General features: G+C 67.0%; 11 protein-coding genes and 1 pseudogene. 10 read left to right on the top strand and 2 right to left on the bottom strand.

Annotated elements, in window-relative coordinates; all coding sequences use genetic code 11:
- Window positions 1–55: 55 nt before the first annotated feature.
- Entirely contained in the window at window positions 56–1,639 is a 1,584-nt protein-coding gene (locus G7B69_RS03880; protein WP_166176312.1) for a tannase/feruloyl esterase family alpha/beta hydrolase, read from the top strand.
- 2 nt (window positions 1,640–1,641) lie between these two features.
- Window positions 1,642–3,119: pseudogene (locus G7B69_RS16750) on the top strand (serine hydrolase domain-containing protein).
- Here the strand turns inward: G7B69_RS16750 and G7B69_RS03890 are convergent.
- Entirely contained in the window at window positions 3,116–4,129 is a 1,014-nt protein-coding gene (locus G7B69_RS03890; RefSeq protein ID WP_166176316.1) for a GlxA family transcriptional regulator, read from the bottom strand. The pseudogene G7B69_RS16750 and the gene G7B69_RS03890 overlap by 4 nt on opposite strands.
- Window positions 4,130–4,237: 108 nt before the next feature.
- On the opposite strand from G7B69_RS03890, the gene G7B69_RS03895 reads away from it, so the two are divergent.
- On the top strand, window positions 4,238–4,522 hold the full coding sequence (locus G7B69_RS03895) for a DUF4242 domain-containing protein (protein ID WP_207785946.1): 285 nt from the start codon (window positions 4,238–4,240) through the stop codon (window positions 4,520–4,522).
- Between the two features lie 75 nt (window positions 4,523–4,597).
- On the opposite strand, the gene G7B69_RS03900 is transcribed toward G7B69_RS03895, so the two are convergent.
- On the bottom strand, window positions 4,598–7,291 hold the full coding sequence (locus G7B69_RS03900) for an Rne/Rng family ribonuclease (protein ID WP_166176318.1): 2,694 nt from the start codon (window positions 7,289–7,291) through the stop codon (window positions 4,598–4,600).
- 446 nt (window positions 7,292–7,737) lie between these two features.
- On the opposite strand from G7B69_RS03900, the gene G7B69_RS03905 reads away from it, so the two are divergent.
- The 7 genes from G7B69_RS03905 to G7B69_RS03935 all read left to right on the top strand — a co-directional run bounded on the left by G7B69_RS03905 (window position 7,738) and on the right by G7B69_RS03935 (window position 15,997).
- A complete protein-coding gene (locus G7B69_RS03905) occupies window positions 7,738–8,607 on the top strand; it encodes an N-acetylmuramoyl-L-alanine amidase family protein (RefSeq protein WP_166176320.1) in 870 nt (289 codons plus the stop codon).
- A 59-nt stretch (window positions 8,608–8,666) separates the two neighbouring features.
- Window positions 8,667–11,189 carry a penicillin-binding protein 1A gene (locus G7B69_RS03910; RefSeq protein ID WP_166176322.1) on the top strand — a complete coding sequence of 841 codons (2,523 nt, stop codon included), beginning with the start codon at window positions 8,667–8,669 and terminating at the stop codon, window positions 11,187–11,189.
- Window positions 11,190–11,250: 61 nt separating this feature from the next.
- On the top strand, window positions 11,251–11,796 hold the full coding sequence (locus G7B69_RS03915) for a peroxiredoxin (protein WP_166176324.1): 546 nt from the start codon (window positions 11,251–11,253) through the stop codon (window positions 11,794–11,796).
- Window positions 11,797–11,902: 106 nt separating this feature from the next.
- Complete coding sequence (gene prfB / locus G7B69_RS03920) at window positions 11,903–13,030, top strand: peptide chain release factor 2 (RefSeq protein ID WP_166176326.1); 1,128 nt, start codon at window positions 11,903–11,905, stop codon at window positions 13,028–13,030.
- Complete coding sequence (locus G7B69_RS03925) at window positions 13,027–13,764, top strand: class I SAM-dependent methyltransferase (protein ID WP_243415020.1); 738 nt, start codon at window positions 13,027–13,029, stop codon at window positions 13,762–13,764. The genes prfB and G7B69_RS03925 overlap by 4 nt, the downstream gene beginning before the upstream one ends.
- A gap of 23 nt (window positions 13,765–13,787) precedes the next feature.
- The gene (locus G7B69_RS03930; RefSeq protein ID WP_166176328.1) at window positions 13,788–15,194 is read left to right on the top strand and encodes an NAD(P)H-dependent flavin oxidoreductase; all 1,407 of its coding nucleotides are present in this window, start codon (window positions 13,788–13,790) and stop codon (window positions 15,192–15,194) included.
- Window positions 15,195–15,235: 41 nt separating this feature from the next.
- The gene (locus G7B69_RS03935; protein WP_207785947.1) at window positions 15,236–15,997 is read left to right on the top strand and encodes a class I SAM-dependent methyltransferase; all 762 of its coding nucleotides are present in this window, start codon (window positions 15,236–15,238) and stop codon (window positions 15,995–15,997) included.
- Window position 15,998: the final 1 nt, after the last annotated feature.

Below are 15,998 nucleotides of genomic sequence, written 5' to 3' on the forward strand. Positions count from 1 at the left end.
ATTTTGATCTGCGATGAAAGCGATTTATCGTCGCACCTCGGATTGGGAGAGGGTCATGCGCAAATCACTGGCGGTCATCGGGGTCATGCTGCTCGCATCGTGCACAACGCGGCAGGAGGCGGCGCAGCCGACGGTGGCCTCGACCGCGCCGCAATCGACGGGGCGCTGCGCGGCGCTGGTCGGGCGCGATTTCGGGCCGGGGATCACGATCACCAAAGCCGAGGAGAAGCCTGCCGCGGCGCCGGGAACGGTTCAGAACGGGCCCGCCAAGCTCGAGTCCGGGCTACCGGGTTACTGCTCCGTCACCGGGGTCATCAACGAGCGCAAGGGCGCGGGCGGCAAGACTTACGGCATCGGCTTCGCGATCGCCTTGCCCGACCAGTGGGGCGGACGCTTCCTGCTCATGGGCGGGGGCGGGCTCAACGGCTCGGTGGCGCCGCCGTACGGCCCGGTCGCTGCCGGGACGATTCCCGCGCTGGCGCGCGGTTTCGCGGTCGTCAGCCACGACAGCGGCCACAAGGGCGCGGTGTTCGACAGCAGCTTCTCCGACGACCAGCGCGCTGCGCTCGACTTCGCCGAAGCGAGCGTGCGGACGGTCACGCTCGCCGCCAAGGCAATCACCAGCGGCTATTACGGCGAGCCGATCGCGCACAGCTACATGACCGGCTGCTCGACCGGCGGGCGCGAGGGGATGCTGGCGATCGAGCGCTATCCCGAGCTGTTCGACGGCGTGGTGATCGGCGCCCCGGCGATGCGCACGGGGGATTCGAACCTCGGGGTCGAATATACCCAGGTGCTGCTGAACCAGGTTTCACCGCTCGGCACGGACAGCAAACCCGATGTCAGCATGCTGCTCACCTCGGATGTCCGCAAGACGCTGCTGAACGGCATGCTCGAGCAATGCGACGCGCTCGACGGACTCAAGGATGGCATGATCGAGAACGTCGCGGCGTGCCATTTCAAGCCCGCCAAGCTGGTCTGCGCGAAGGGCCAGACCGCCGGTTGCATCGGCAAGCCGCTGGCCGACACGCTCGAAACCGCGTTCGCCGGGCCGAAGGACAAGGCCGGCTATCCGCTCTATGCCCCGGTCCCGTTCGACACCGGCATCCTCGCGATGCCGATGGGTTACCTCCCGTCCGGCGCTCCGGGCCCGTTCGGTCCGCCGAGCAAGGCCACGGCGATCGATCTTGACGCGCGCGTGCACGACGTGCGCGCCAACGCGATGCAGCGGCTGACCGATACCAATTACTGGACCAACCTCAATACGTTCTTAGATCACGGCGGCAAGACGCTGTTCTATCATGGGGTTTCCGATTTCTGGTTCAGCCCGCTGGCGACCTGGGACTGGTACCAGCGCGCCGCCCAGACCAACGGTGCGGCGTTCACCGACGCGAGCCGGTTCTACATGGTCCCGGGCATGCTCCACTGCGCCGGCGGCAACAGCTTCGACCAGTTCGACCTGCTTTCGAAAATGATCGACTGGGTCGAGAAGGGCGAAGCGCCGCAAAGCGTCATCGCCAGCCGCCGCGACGGTTCGGCCAGCCGGCCATTGTGTCCTTACCCGAGTCATGCGCAGTATGTCGGCGGTGACGTCACGAAGCCGGGGAGCTTCGAGTGCGAGGGACCCGAGGGGGGCTGACCATGCGCAAATCGCTCACGCTGCTGGCAGCGGCGCTGCTGGCAGTCAATCCTGCGGTCATTTCGCGGGCCGCCGCACAGGCGCAGGAACCCCCTGCAGCGGCGGGCGAGACGCAGGTCTTCACCGGGCTGAGCGACGCCGAAGTCGCGGCGCGGGTGCAGGCGGCGGTCGACCGCTACAAGGCGCGGCCCGAGTTCGTCGGACTGTCGGTGGCGGTGGCGCGCGGCGACCGCGTGATCGTCGACGAGGGCGTCGGCACAGCCGACCTCGAATGGAACGCCCCGGCCGACGCCAACACGCCGTTCCGCATCGGTTCGGTGACCAAGCAGTTCACCGCCGCGGCGATCATGAAGCTGCACGAGCAGGGCAAGATCGGGCTCGACGATTCGATCGCTAAATACCTGCCGGATTTCGACACCGAGGGGCATACGGTGACGATCAGGCAATTGCTAACGCACACCTCGGGCATCCCCAACTACACCGCGCAGCCGAACTTCATGACTAAGTTCGCGCCGCGCGACCTGAGCAACGATGAACTGCTGGCGGCGATCAAGGGCGTGCCGTTCGACTTCGAACCGGGCGCGAAGTGGCAATATTCCAACACCAATTTCTACCTGCTCGGGATGATCGTCGCCAAGCTGAGCGGCGAGTCCTACGCCGATTACATGCGGCAGGCGTTTTTCGACCCGCTCGGGCTGACGCACACCCGCTACGGCGCGACGGCCCCGATCTCCCGCATCGGGCGCAGGGCTATTCCTATGTCTTCGCCACGAAAAAGCATCTCAACGCCGCGCCGCTCAGCATGAACGTGCCCGGCGGTGCCGGCGCGCTGATCTCGACCGCGGGCGACCTGCTGCGCTGGCAGATCGCACTGACCGGCGGCCGCGCCGTCAGCCAGGCATCGTACCGGGAAATGATCGATTCAGCGGTGCCGACCGGCCAGGGCGACGGCAAATACGGCTTCGGGTTGGGGATCGGCAAGCGGGACGGCCATGAGGTCGTTTCTCACAACGGCGGCATCAACGGCTTCAACAGCGCGCTGAGCTATGTGCCCGACCTCAGCCTGCGCATCGCGGTCATTTCCAACTCCGAAGTCATGTTCAGCGAGATGGTCGGCAACGACATTTTCGCCGTGCTGACGTCGGACAAGCCGTTGCCTGCGTTGCGGGATACACCGATGCCGGGCGGCGAAGCGTTCCTGCGCAAGCTGATCGCCGACGAAGCCAATGGCACGATCGACTATTCGACGATGCTTCCGCCGATGGCCGACCTGGTGCGCGCGCATCCGGCGCAGCCGATGTTCAAGGCGTGGGGGACCATCACCAGGGTTACCTACCTCGCCACCGGCTTGACCGGCCTCGACGTCTACCGGGTCGATTTCGACAGCGGCGCAGCGATGATCTTCACCATCGGTCTCACCCCCGACGGCAAGCTGGCATTCATGGTCTTCACGCCCGCCGATCCGTCGCCAGGGTCTTAGGCCGCCACCCGCCCAAACCGCCGGCGATAGTCGCTCGGGCCGATCCCGGCGTTGCGCTGGAACAGCTGGCGGAAGAACGCCGGGTCGAGATAGCCGACCCGCTGTCCGATCTCGGCGACCCCGGTCTGGGTCGTCTCGAGCATCTGCTTGGCGACCGCGATGCGCAGGCCGTGGAGGTAGGCGAGGGGGGTATCGCCGGTCGCTTCCTTGAAGCGGCGGGCGAAGTTGCGCGGGCTCATGCCGACATGGCTGGCGACCGCGTCGAACTTGAGCTCCTCGGCGAAGTGGTTGCGGATGAAGTGCTCGGCGGCGAGCACGGCCTCGTCCTCGTGCCGTGCGCGCAGCTCGAAGTGGGTGAAACTGTTCTGCCAGGTGCGCGGCATTTCGATGCACAGCGAACGGGCGGTCTTGAGCGCGACCTCTCGCCCGCAGACCTTCTCGACCAGGTAGAGCGAGACGTCTGCCGCGGCGTTGACCCCGCCGCCGCAGACGATGTCTCCGCAATCGGTGACGAGGTATTCCTCGCGCCAGTCCACGTTCGGATAATGCTCCGCATAGAGCCCGGCGAGGCCCCAGTGCGCGGTCGCGCGCTTGCCTTCGAGCAGGCCCGCCTCGGCAGCGAGGAGAGCGCCCGAGCAAGCGGTGACCACCGTTGCTCCCTCGCCATGCCAGCGGCGCAGCCACGGCAGCACGGCCGCGTTCTCTGCGACGCTGGCCACCGGGTCGTAGGGCTTGCTGACCATGGTCTCGAATTCGAGGCCGCCGGCGGCGACGAATACCAGGTCCGGCTCGGCAACCTCGGCGCAAGCGAGTTCGGGGGTGAGGGTAAGGCGGCGGCTGACCCGGACCGGCGCACCGTCGGCGCTCGCGGTCACGACCTCGAAGCGCGATTCGAGCGGCACGCCGTTGAGCGCGTTCCACAAGGTGCCGGCGCTCTGGAATATCTCCATCGGCAGGATCGCCGTCGAGGCGAGGCCGCCTTTGACCAGCAGGATGACGATACGTTGCATTTGTGCCCCATTTGGCTGGATCACCCCGCAACTATAGCATTATCGCCATCTCGTCCATGCCCCGCCACACGCGTAGTTCAGCGTCACCAAGATCGAGGAGGAATGAACATGATGAAGCGGTATGTGATCGAGCGCGACTTGCCGGGTGTCGGCGGGCTCAAGAACGCCGAGCTGGGCGGCGCGGCGAAGACGTCGAACGCGGCGCTGGCGGCGATTCCCGGCGTGCAGTGGGAGCATTCCTACGTCGCCGGGGACAAGACCTTCTGCATCTACCTCGCCGAGAACGAGGACAAGATCCACGAGCACGCGGCGAAGTCGGGCTTCCCGGCAAGCAAGGTGACCGAAGTGGTCTCGATCATCGATCCGACGACCGAAGCCTATTGCAACGTCTGAGCCACTGGCGCTGACAACCAAAAGGGCCCCCGGAGCGTGTAGCTCCGGGGGCCCTTTTTCGTGTTCGCCCGAGGCTTACTCGCCGAAGGTGCGAGACCACCATCCGCTGCGCCGCGGCGCTCCGTCGTCGCCCGCGGCTTCGTCGCCATTGACGTCGTTGGCGGCGCTCGGCACGGGCTCGGCTGCTGCCGGCTCGGCCTTCTTGCGGCTGCGCTTGGGCTTGGCCGGGGCCTCGGCGTCCGCCGCGGGCTCCTCGACGACGGCTTCGACGACAGGCGCTGGAGCTTCCTCGACGGGCTTCTTCGCCCGCGACTTCCGCTTCGGCTTGGCCTCCTCGACCACCGGAGCTTCCTCACCGGTCGGGGCCATCTGCGACGGCTCGTCCTCGGCGACCGGAGCGGCCTCGATGGCTTCCTCGACCGCCTTCTTGCGGCGGCTGCGGCGCTTGGGCGTTTCGGCCTCGGCGGTTTCCAGCGAGGCTCCGGCGACCGGCACGTCCTCGGTGCCCGGTCCGTCGGTGGCCTCGGGGATCAGCGCGGCTTCGTCGCCGACTTCCTCGTTGCTGGTACCGTCATCCTGGCCGTCGCGACGCTTGTTCCTGCGGCGGCCGCCACGGCGACGGCGCTTCTTCGGGCGATCCTCGCCGCCTTCCTCGGTGCGCTCGCGGTCGGGTTCGCCGACCGCCTCGTCGGTCTCGTCGCGGTCCTCAGCGGCTTGCTCCTCGCCCGGTTCGCGCTCGCGATCGCGGCCGCGGCCGCCGCGGCGACGGCGGCGCTTGCCGCCGCGTTCGCCGGACTCGCGCTCTCGCGGGCTATCCCGCTCTTCGCGCTCTTCCTCTTCTTCCTCCTCGTCCTCGTCGATCAGGTCGAGGTCGTCGACTTCCTCGACGATCGGCTCGAACTTCGGCGTCGAGGTCGGGCGCGGGCCGGAGCTGGAGACGCGCATCTTGGCGCCTTCCTGCTCGCCTTCGGGCACGACTTCGACGGTCACGCCGTAGCGGTGCTCGATCTCGGCGAGATCGGCGCGCTTGGCGTTGAGCAGGTAGATCGCCGCCTCGGTCGAAGCATGGAGCGTGATCGTCGTGCCCTTGCCCTTGGCGGCTTCGTCCTCGATCAGGCGCAGGGCCGAAAGCCCGGCGCTCGAGGCGGTCCGGACCAGGCCGGTGCCGTCGCAGTGCGGGCATTGGCGAGTGGTCGCCTCGAGCACGCCGGTGCGCAGGCGCTGGCGGCTCATTTCCATCAGGCCGAAGCCCGAGATGCGGCCGACCTGGATGCGCGCGCGATCGTTGCGCAGCGCGTCCTTCATCGCCTTCTCGACCTTGCGGACGTTGGAGCCGTATTCCATGTCGATGAAGTCGATCACGACCAGGCCGGCCATGTCGCGCAGGCGCAGCTGGCGGGCGATCTCGCGCGCGGCTTCGAGGTTGGTGCTGAGCGCGGTCGCCTCGATCCCATGCTCCTTGGTCGAGCGGCCCGAGTTGATGTCGATCGAGACCAGCGCCTCGGTCGGGTTGATCACCAGGTAGCCGCCGCTCTTGAGCTGCACGACCGGGTCATACATCGCCGAAAGCTGGTCCTCGGCGCCGTAGCGCTGGAACAGCGGGACCGGGTCCGAATAGGCCTTCACCCGCCGGGCGTGACTCGGCATCAGCAGCTTCATGAACTCGCGCGCCGAGCGATAGCCTTCCTCGCCCTCGACGACGACTTCCTCGATCTCGCGGTTGTAGATGTCGCGGATCGCCCGCTTGATCAGGTCGCTGTCCGAATGGATCAGCGCCGGGGCGCTCGACTTGAGGGTGGTTTCGCGGATTTCGTCCCACAGTCGGGCGAGGTAATCGAAATCGCGCTTGATCTCGGTCTTGGTGCGCTGGAGGCCGGCGGTGCGGACGATCAGGCCCATCGCCCGCGGCAGGCGGAGCTCGCCGACGATCTGCTTGAGCCGCTTGCGGTCGGCCGCCGAGCTGATCTTGCGACTGATGCCGCCGCCGTGGCTCGAGTTCGGCATCAGCACGCAGTAGCGGCCGGCCAGGCTGAGGTAGCTGGTCAGCGCGGCGCCCTTGTTGCCGCGCTCTTCCTTGACGACCTGGACGAGGAGCACCTGGCGGCGCTGGATCACGTCCTGGATCTTGTAGCGGCGGCGCAGCGCCATGCGCTTGTCGCGCAAGTCGTCCATCGCCTTGGCGCGCGCCTGTCCGCCTCCGCGGCCCTGACGGCGGCCGCGGCCCTGCTGCCGTCGGCCGCGCTGGCGGCCTTCGCCGTCACTCTCGCCTTCGTCATGGGCGTCCTCGCCGGAGTCCTCGCCGGAGTCCTCGTAGGCTTCCTCGGCGGCGGCCTCATCGTCGTCATGGTCGACGTGACCGTCTTCGATGGTGGCGACGTCGTCCTTCTCGGACGTGTCGATCTCCTCGACGCCGTCCTCACCGGAGTGATCGTCGTCCTCATCGTCTTCCTCGGCGGCGCGGAGCGCGGCTTCTTCCTCGGCGTGGGCCTGTTCCTCGGCGATCAGCGCCTCGCGATCCTCCTTGGGGATCTGGTAGTAGTCGGGATGGATTTCGCTGAAGGCGAGGAAGCCGTGGCGATTGCCGCCGAAGTCGACGAACGCCGCCTGCAGCGACGGTTCGACCCGGGTAACCTTGGCTAGATAGATATTTCCCTTGATCTGCTTGTGATCGGCAGATTCGAAGTCGAATTCCTCAATCCGGTTGCCTTTGAGCACCGCCACCCGGGTTTCTTCCGGGTGGCGCGCATCGATAAGCATGCGCGTTGCCATGTAAAAATCTCCATGCGCGGCGAGCCCCTGCGTGTGGCAAGGCAAGCGCCCTGTTGGGGGGCGCGGCGCGCATCTCTTTGTGGAATCCAGCGCGTGCGAGTACGCCGCCGGAATAGGGAACGGCACCGACGCGCACGAAGGCGGCGGCGCTGCGGAATGTGTCTGCCACAGTGGCAAGGCGCAGGGTTGCAGTCTGCGCGCTCGCGCCAGCCATCGCGTCGCGGCCCTGGGGCAGCGGCGAAACGGACAGGCGCAGTCTTGTCATTGTGGCATCAACCTGTGTGCATTGGCCGGAAGGCTCCAAACGGGTTTCCGGCGTGGGCCGGGCGAAGCTCGTCCGGCGCCGGGTTTGCTAGCACCCGCCATTCGTCTCGGCAACCTTGTTGCGGTTAAAGGCAATTTACCGCTGTTCGCCGGCCCGCTGCGCCGATAGCACTGCGTGCGGCATGTGGCACCGACTACAGATTGCGCTGATCTTCCTTGCACCGGTCGTGCTGATCGGCGGGCTCTACTTGTTCGGCCTGACGATTCCCGTGCCGCTGCTCGGGCGCCAATACGTGATCCGCGTGAAGCTGCCCGACGCCAATCGGCCGATCGGCTTGCCGCCGATCGCCGGGCCGAGCGATCCTTCGCGGCCGCTGGTGGTGATCGATGCCGGCCATGGCGGGCACGATCCCGGCGCGGTCGGCGAGGGCTTCCGCGAAAAGGCGCTGGCGCTCGGGCTCGCGCGGGCGCTGCGCGACCAGCTCGTTCGTCAAGGCGGCGTACGCGTCGCGCTGACTCGCGCCGACGACCGCTTCCTGGCGCTCGACGAGCGGATCGGGATTGCCCGCCAGCTCGGCGCCGATCTGTTCGTGTCGATTCACGCGGACTCGGCCGGCGAGAAGGACCAGGTTACCGGGGCCAGTGTCTACACGCTGTCGAACAAGGCCTCGAGCGAAGCGGCCGCGCGGGTGGCGGCGCGCGAGAACAGCGCCGACAGCGTCAACGGCGTCCAGCTCGCCGGGCGCAGCGACGTCGTCACCAATATCCTCGTCGACCTCGCCCAGCGGCGCACCTCGGAGCAGTCGGCCACCTTCGCAGGCCTTATCGTTCGCGAGGGCCAGGGGATTCTCACGCTCCACCCCGATCCGCTCCGCTCGGCCGATTTCGTCGTCCTGCGCGCGCCCGACGTGCCCTCGGTGCTTTACGAATCCGGATTCGTCTCCAACCCGGCGGATGCCGCCCGGCTGACTTCGCCTGCAGGCCAGCAGCGCTTCGCTACGGTAATGTCGCGGGCCATCCGCATCTTCTTCGCCCGCGAAGCCGGGGCCTGAACGACCCGCCGCAAAGCAACTGGCGCGATGCGGAATCGCCATGCTAAGGCGCCGGCACAATGGACGAGACGCAGCAATCGCGCGGCGATTATTTCCGCTACCGCATTCGCCGTGACGCCAGCGGGGCGTTGGACTGGTTCCGTGAGAACTGGCGCGGCAGCCGGAAATTTCGGTGGATTTCGTCGGCGCTGGCGGCGTTCCTCGCGCTGATCATCGTCGGCTGGACGGTGGTCGCGAGCGGCCTGCCCGACGCCAACAAGCTGCTGACCTACGAGCCGCCGCTGCCGACCGTGGTGCGCGGCTATGATGGCGCGATCGTCCATTCCTATGCGCGCGAGCATCGCGTGCAGCTGCAGTTCCAGGATTTTCCGACCCAGCTCATCAACGCCTACACCTCGGCCGAGGACAAGACCTTCTGGACTCACGGCGGGGTCGACATCGGGGGCCTGATCGGCGCGGTGTTCGATTACGCGACCAAGATCGGCAGTGGCGAGCGGGCCAAGGGCGGCTCGACGATCACCCAGCAGGTGGCCAAGAACATCCTCGTCGGCAACGAATACTCGGTCAGCCGCAAGCTCAAGGAGATGATCCTCGCGCGGCGCATCGAAGGGGTGCTCAGCAAGCAGGAGATCATCACCCTTTACCTCAACGAGATTCCGCTCGGCCGGCGCAGCTTCGGCGTGCAGGCGGCGAGCCGGGCCTATTTCGACAAGGACGTCGACCAGCTGACCCTGCCGGAGATGGCCTTCCTGGCGATCCTGCCCAAGGCGCCCGAGCATTACAGCCGTCCGAAATACGCCGCGGACGCAATCGCCCGGCGCAACTACGTACTCGACGAGATGGTCGACAACGGCCACATCACCCAGGCCGAGGCCGATGCGGCCAAGGCGGCTCCGCTAGGCATCGTCACGCAGCATGACGACACCGGTTCCGCCGATGCCGGCTATTTCCTCGAGGAAGTCCGCCGCGAGCTGCTCGTGCGGTACGGCGAGAAGGCCGAGGACGGGCCCAACAGCGTCTATGCCGGCGGTTTGTGGGTTCGCACTTCGCTCGACACCGAGATGCAGGATGCCGCGCGCGAGGCCGTGCGCGCGGGCTTGTTCCGTTATTGGGCGGGCAAGGCATGGACCAAGCCGCTCGCCTGGCTCGACCCGTCGAGGGGCAGCCTGACGGGGCAGCTTGCGGGGTCGAACCTGGGTATCAATTACAAGGACTGGCGCGTGGGCGTGGTCACCGAGCGCTCGGGCCCGACGGCGCGGATCGGTTTTGCGACCAACGAACAGGCGCCTCTGACGAACTTGCCCGATGCGCTGAAGGTTGGCGACGTCGTCGCGGCCGCTCCGCAAGGTGGTGCATGGGCGGTGCGGACGGTGCCCGAGGTTTCCGGTGGATTCATCGCCATGGACCCGCATAACGGCCGGGTGCTGGCGATGCAGGGCGGCTTCGACTTCCGCCTCGGCTCGTTCAATCGCGCGACGCAGGCGCTGCGCCAGCCGGGCTCGACGATCAAGCCGTTCGTCTATGCCACTGCGCTCGACAACGGCATGACGCCGGCGACGATGGTCCCCGACACCGCCTATTGCGTGTACCAGGGTGCCGCGCTCGGCCAAAAATGCTTCCGCAATTTCGAGAACGAGGGCGGCGGCGGCGAGCACACGATGCGTTGGGGCCTCGAGCAGTCGCGCAACCTGATGACCGTGCACATTGCCTCGGACGTCGGCATGGAGAACGTCACCCGCACGTTCTCGCGGCTCGGGATCGGCAATTACCAGAACTATCTGTCGTTCGCGCTCGGCGCGGGCGAAACCACCGTGCTCAAGATGGTCGACGCCTACGCCGCGCTCTTCGACCAGGGCGTGCAGCACGCTGCGACAGTGATCGACTACGTGCAGGACCGCCACGGCAAGGTCATCTGGCGCGCCGACAAGCGCGACTGCACCGGCTGCAACATGCCGGAATGGGACGGCAAGGCGATGCCGCGTCTGCCCGACGGCGGCAAGCAGGTGCTCGATCCGCGCACCGCCTACCAGGTGGTCCACATGATGGAAGGCGTCGTGCAGCGCGGCACCGCGGTGCGCGTCCGCGCGCTGGGGCTGCCGCTCGCCGGCAAGACCGGCACCACCAGCGGCCCGACCAACGTATGGTTCATCGGCGGCTCGCCCGACCTGATCGCCGGGACTTACGTCGGCTTCGACCAGCCTCGCAATCTCGGCGGGTGGGTCCAGGGCGCCAATATCGCTGCGCCGATCTTCATCGATTTCGTCAAGGGCACGCGCGACCGCTGGAGCGACCGGCCGTTCCTGGCCCCGCCCGGCGTGCGCATGGTGCGGGTCGATCGCCGCACCGGCACCAGGGTGTTCGACGCCAATCCGACGGACGATCCGCTGAGTTCGGTGATCTGGGAAGCGTTCAAGCCCGATACCGAACCGCGCCGGGCCCAGCGGCAGGACGAGATCGATGCGATGCGCGAAACCATCCTGGCGCAGCTGCGCCGGCGCGAGCAGGGGCCGGCCAATGCCGCCGTGCGCAACCAGGAAGCGCCGCCGGAAGATTTCGTGGAAGAACAGGGCGGGCTCTACTGAAATTCCGTTGCGCAAGATTGGAATCGACAGTCTCGGCGCGGCGAGGCACAAGAGCGGCGCTATGAAACCCACGATCGCGCTCGCCGCACTCGCCTCGTTGGCGCTCGCCGCCTCCCCCGCTCACGCCACGCTGCCGAAGGGAGCCAAGGCCCCGGCTTTCGTCGCCCAGGGCGCGCAGGCTGGCAAGCCCATTACCTTCGATCTCGCCAAAGCGTTGAAGAAGGGCCCGGTCGTGCTGTACTTCTTCCCTGCCGCGTTCACCCCGGGCTGCAACATCGAGGCGGAAACCTTCGCCGAAGCGATGCCGAAGTTCGCGGCTGCCGGCGCGACGGTGATCGGAGTGACCGCCGGCAACGTCGATCAGCTCGCGGATTTCTCGGCGAAGAAGTGCGCCGGCAAGTTCCCGGTCGCCGCGGCGAGCGCGCAGATGAAAGCCGACTACGACGTCGACCTGAAGAAGCCCGACGGCAGCTCGACCGGGGTCACCAGCCGGACGACTTACGTGATCGGCAAGAACGGCAAGATTGCCATGGTCTATTCGGCGATGCAGCCGAATGAGCACGTCAGCAACAGCCTCGCGGCGCTGCAGGCGCTCAAGAAGGGCTGACTTCGCCCCGCCGGTCCCCTGCGCCGCCCCGGCTCCGGGTGCGGTGCCCTTTCCCTTATTCGCCCCCTCCGCTAAGCGGACGCCCGATTTACTTGGAGACTTTCGAATGCGTGCCGAAGGGCAGGCCCACATCGACCGGATCGAAGCGGCGCTGGCGCTGGTCCGCCGCTCGCTCGACTGGGAGCGCGCGGTGCGCCGGCTCGACGAGCTCAACGCGCGGGTCGAGGACCCGAAGCTGTGGGACAATCCCAAGCAGGCCGAGGAAGTCATGCGCGAGCGTCGCCGGCTCGAAAGCGCAATCGGCACGGTGAAAGAGATTTCCGCCGAAATGGCCGACGCGATCGAATTCGTCGAGCTGGGCGAAGCCGAAGGCGATGACGCCGTCGTGCAAGATGGGTTGGACAGCCTCCAGCGCCTCGCCGCCCGCGCCGATGCCGACAAGGTCCAGGCCCTGCTCGCGGGCGAGGCCGACGCCAACGACACCTACCTCGAAGTCCACGCCGGCGCCGGGGGCACCGAGAGCCAGGACTGGGCCGAGATGCTGCTGCGGATGTACAGCCGCTGGGCCGAGCGCAAGGGCTACAAGGTCGAAGTGGTTGAGTACCAGGCCGGCGAACAGGCCGGGATCAAGTCGGCCACGCTGCAGATCAAGGGCGAGAACGCCTACGGATACGCCAAGACCGAGAGCGGCGTGCACCGCCTGGTGCGGATCAGCCCTTACGACAGCTCGGCGCGGCGCCACACCAGTTTCTCGAGCGTGTGGGTCTATCCGGTGATCGACGACGCGATCGACATCGAGATCAACGACGGCGACCTCAGGATCGACACCTACCGTGCGAGCGGCGCTGGCGGGCAGCACATCAACACCACCGACAGCGCGGTGCGGATCACGCACATTCCGAGCGGGATCGTCGTCGCCAGCCAGAACGACCGCAGCCAGCACAAGAACCGCGCTACAGCCATGAACATGCTCAAGGCTCGGCTCTACGAAGCCGAGCTGGCGCGGCGCGAGGCCGAAGCGGCGGGCGAGTACCAGGAAAAGACCGAGATCGGCTGGGGCCACCAGATCCGCAGCTACGTCCTGCAGCCCTACCAGATGGTCAAGGACCTCAGGACCGGCGTCGTCTCGTCGAGCCCGGGCGACGTGCTCGACGGCGAGCTCGACGACTTCATCGCCGCCGCGCTCGCCCAGCGGGTGACCGGCGAGACGGTCGAGGTCGAGGACGTCGAGTGAAGTTAGCGCGCGCCTTGTGCCTTGCGCTGCTCGTCGCCGGCTGCAAGCCGGCGGCCGACGAGCAGCGGCCGCCGAGCGCGCGCGATTTCCCGCGCGCTTACCGGCCGGTCTCCGCCCGCAGCGGCGACGGCTTCTCGAACGAGCAGGTGCGCGACGACCGGCGCGAGGCGGTTACCGTGATGGATCTCGCCGCGATCCGACCGGGCATGACCGTGGCCGACATCGGCTCGGGCGAGGGATACTACACCGTTCGCCTCGCCGAGCGCGTGGGCAAGAAGGGCAGGGTGCTGGCCGAGGATATCGATCGCGACGCGCTCGCCCGGCTCGGCAGCAGGGTCGAGGCCGAGCATCTCGACAATGTCTCGATCAAGCTCGGCACCGAGGACGATCCGAAGTTGCCGGTCGGCAGCTTCGACCGCATCTTCCTGGTCCACATGTACCATGAGGTGAGCGAACCCTATGCCTTCCTGTGGCACCTGCGCTCGGCGCTGAAGGCCGGTGGCTCTGCCATCGTGGTCGAGGCCGACCGGCCGACCGACCAGCACGGCATCCCGCCGAAGCAGCTTTTCTGCGAATTCGACCGCTTGGGCTTTCGCCTGGCCGAATTTGTCCGTAAACCTGAATTAGCAAATTACTATGCGCGGTTCGAAGCGGTCGGGAAGAGACCCGAACCCAGCAAGATCGAGCCCTGCAGCCAGCCGGGCGAGGCGAAAGCCAATTCCGCCGCCGGTTGATACGAAGGATTGAAGGTCCGACAATGGCATTCAAGGGTCTGAGACCGATCACCTATGGCGGCCGCGAGGTGTGGCCGTTGATCGAAGGTGGCAAGGGCGTCTCGGCGACCAACCACATGAGCTCCGGCGCGTGGGCGGCGGCCGGCGGGATCGGCACGGTCAGCGCGGTCAACGCCGACAGCTACGACGCCGAGGGCAAGATCATCCCGCAGATCTACGACCAGCTGACCCGGCTCGAACGGCACGAGCAACTGGTCCGCTACGCGATCGACGGGGCGGTCGAGCAGGTCAAGCGTGCCTACGACATCGCCAGCGGCAAGGGCGCGATCAATATCAACGTGTTGTGGGAAATGGGCGGCGCGCAGCAAGTGCTCGAAGGGGTGCTCGAGCGTACCCGCGGGCTTGTCGCCGGGGTGACCTGCGGCGCGGGCATGCCCTACAAGCTGGCTGAAATCGCCCAGCGCTTCAACGTCAACTACCTGCCGATCATCAGCTCGGCGCGCGCTTTCCGGGCGCTGTGGAAGCGCAGCTACAACAAGGTCGCCGACCTGATGGCGGCAGTGGTCTACGAGGATCCGTGGCTCGCCGGCGGGCACAACGGACTCAGCAACGCCGAGGACCCGGAAAAGCCCGAGGATCCTTATCCCCGCGTCCAGGCCTTGCGCGAGACGATGCGGGCCGAGGGGATTTCCGACAACGTGCCGATCATCATGGCCGGCGGCGTGTGGTACCTGCGCGAATGGGACCACTGGATCGACAACCCCGAGCTCGGTCAGATCGCCTTCCAGTACGGCACGCGGCCCTTGCTGACCGAGGAAAGTCCGATCCCGGAAGGATGGAAGGAAGCGCTCCGCCATCTCGAGGAAGGAGACATCCTCCTGCACCGCTTCAGCCCGACCGGTTTCTACAGCTCGGCGGTGAGAAACACATTCCTGCGCAGTCTCGAAGCGCGCACCGAGCGGCAGATCCCGTATTCGCGGGTCGAGGCGGGCGAGCACACCGTGCAGCTCGACGTCGGGGTGAAGGGCAAGAACTTCTGGGTCGCTCCCAAGGACCGCGACCGCGCGCGGGAATGGTTTGGCCAGGGCCACACGGAGGCGCTCAAGACGCCCGACGACACGGTGGTCTTCGTCAGCCCCGGCGAGCGCGGGCAAATTCGCGAGGACCAGGCGGCGTGCATGGGCTGCCTGTCGCACTGCGGGTTCTCCTCGTGGAAGGACCACGACGACTATTCGACCGGCCGCCTCGCCGATCCGCGCAGCTTCTGCATCCAGAAGACCCTGCAGGATATCGCCCACGGCGGTCCGGTGGAGGACAACCTGATGTTCGCCGGCCACAGCGCGTTCCGCTTCAAGCGGGACCCGTTCTATTCGAACAACTTCACGCCGACGGTGAAGCAACTGGTCGACCGGATCCTGACCGGGGATTGAGATTCATTCGGCGCACAACGCCTGGGAGAGGAGCGAAGGTCATGAAATCGATCACATCGCGGCGAATCGCGAGCATCGCGCTGGCCGCCTGCCTCTTCGGAACCGCCTGCGCCACGCCCGTGCAAAAGCAGCCCGACGCCGCGGCGATCGTCGCCGACCCGTCGCGGCCCGAGGGCGATCGCGCGCTCGACGCCTCGCGGCATCCTGCCGAACTGCTCGCCTTCCTGAACATCCGCACGGGCGACACCGTCGCGGATATCTGGCCTGGCGATTACTGGGACCGCCTCTTCGCCGATGCGGTCGGGCCGACCGGTAAGGTCTACGCCACCCATCTCGCCGACGCCGATGAGGCCGAGCATCATACGACCCCGCCGGCCGGCTCGATGCCCCTGGCCGGACACCCGAATGTGGTGGTGGCGGTAACGCGGGCGAGCAGCTTCAGCTTGCCGAGCAAGGCCGACGTGATCTGGTTCCGGCAGAACTATCACGATCTTTACGACAAGTTCATGGGCCCGGCTGACGTGCCGGCGTTCAACAAGGCGGTGTTCCAGGAGCTAAAGCCCGGCGGGCGGTTCGTGATCATCGACCATTCGGCGCCCGACGGCTCCGGCCTGGCTTCGACGGAGACGACGCACCGGATCGACGCCGCGGTGGTCAAGGCCGACATGGCGGCGGCGGGCTTCAAGTTCGTCGGCGAAAGCAATGTGCTGCGCAATCCGGCAGACGACCGCACCAAGCTGGTGTTCGACCCTTCGGTGCGAGGCAAGACCGACCAGTTCGTCTACGTGTTCCAGCGGCCCTGAC

Source organism: Croceibacterium segetis, from assembly GCF_011320115.1.
In the GTDB taxonomy this organism is placed as follows: Bacteria; Pseudomonadota; Alphaproteobacteria; order Sphingomonadales; family Sphingomonadaceae; genus Croceibacterium_B; species Croceibacterium_B segetis.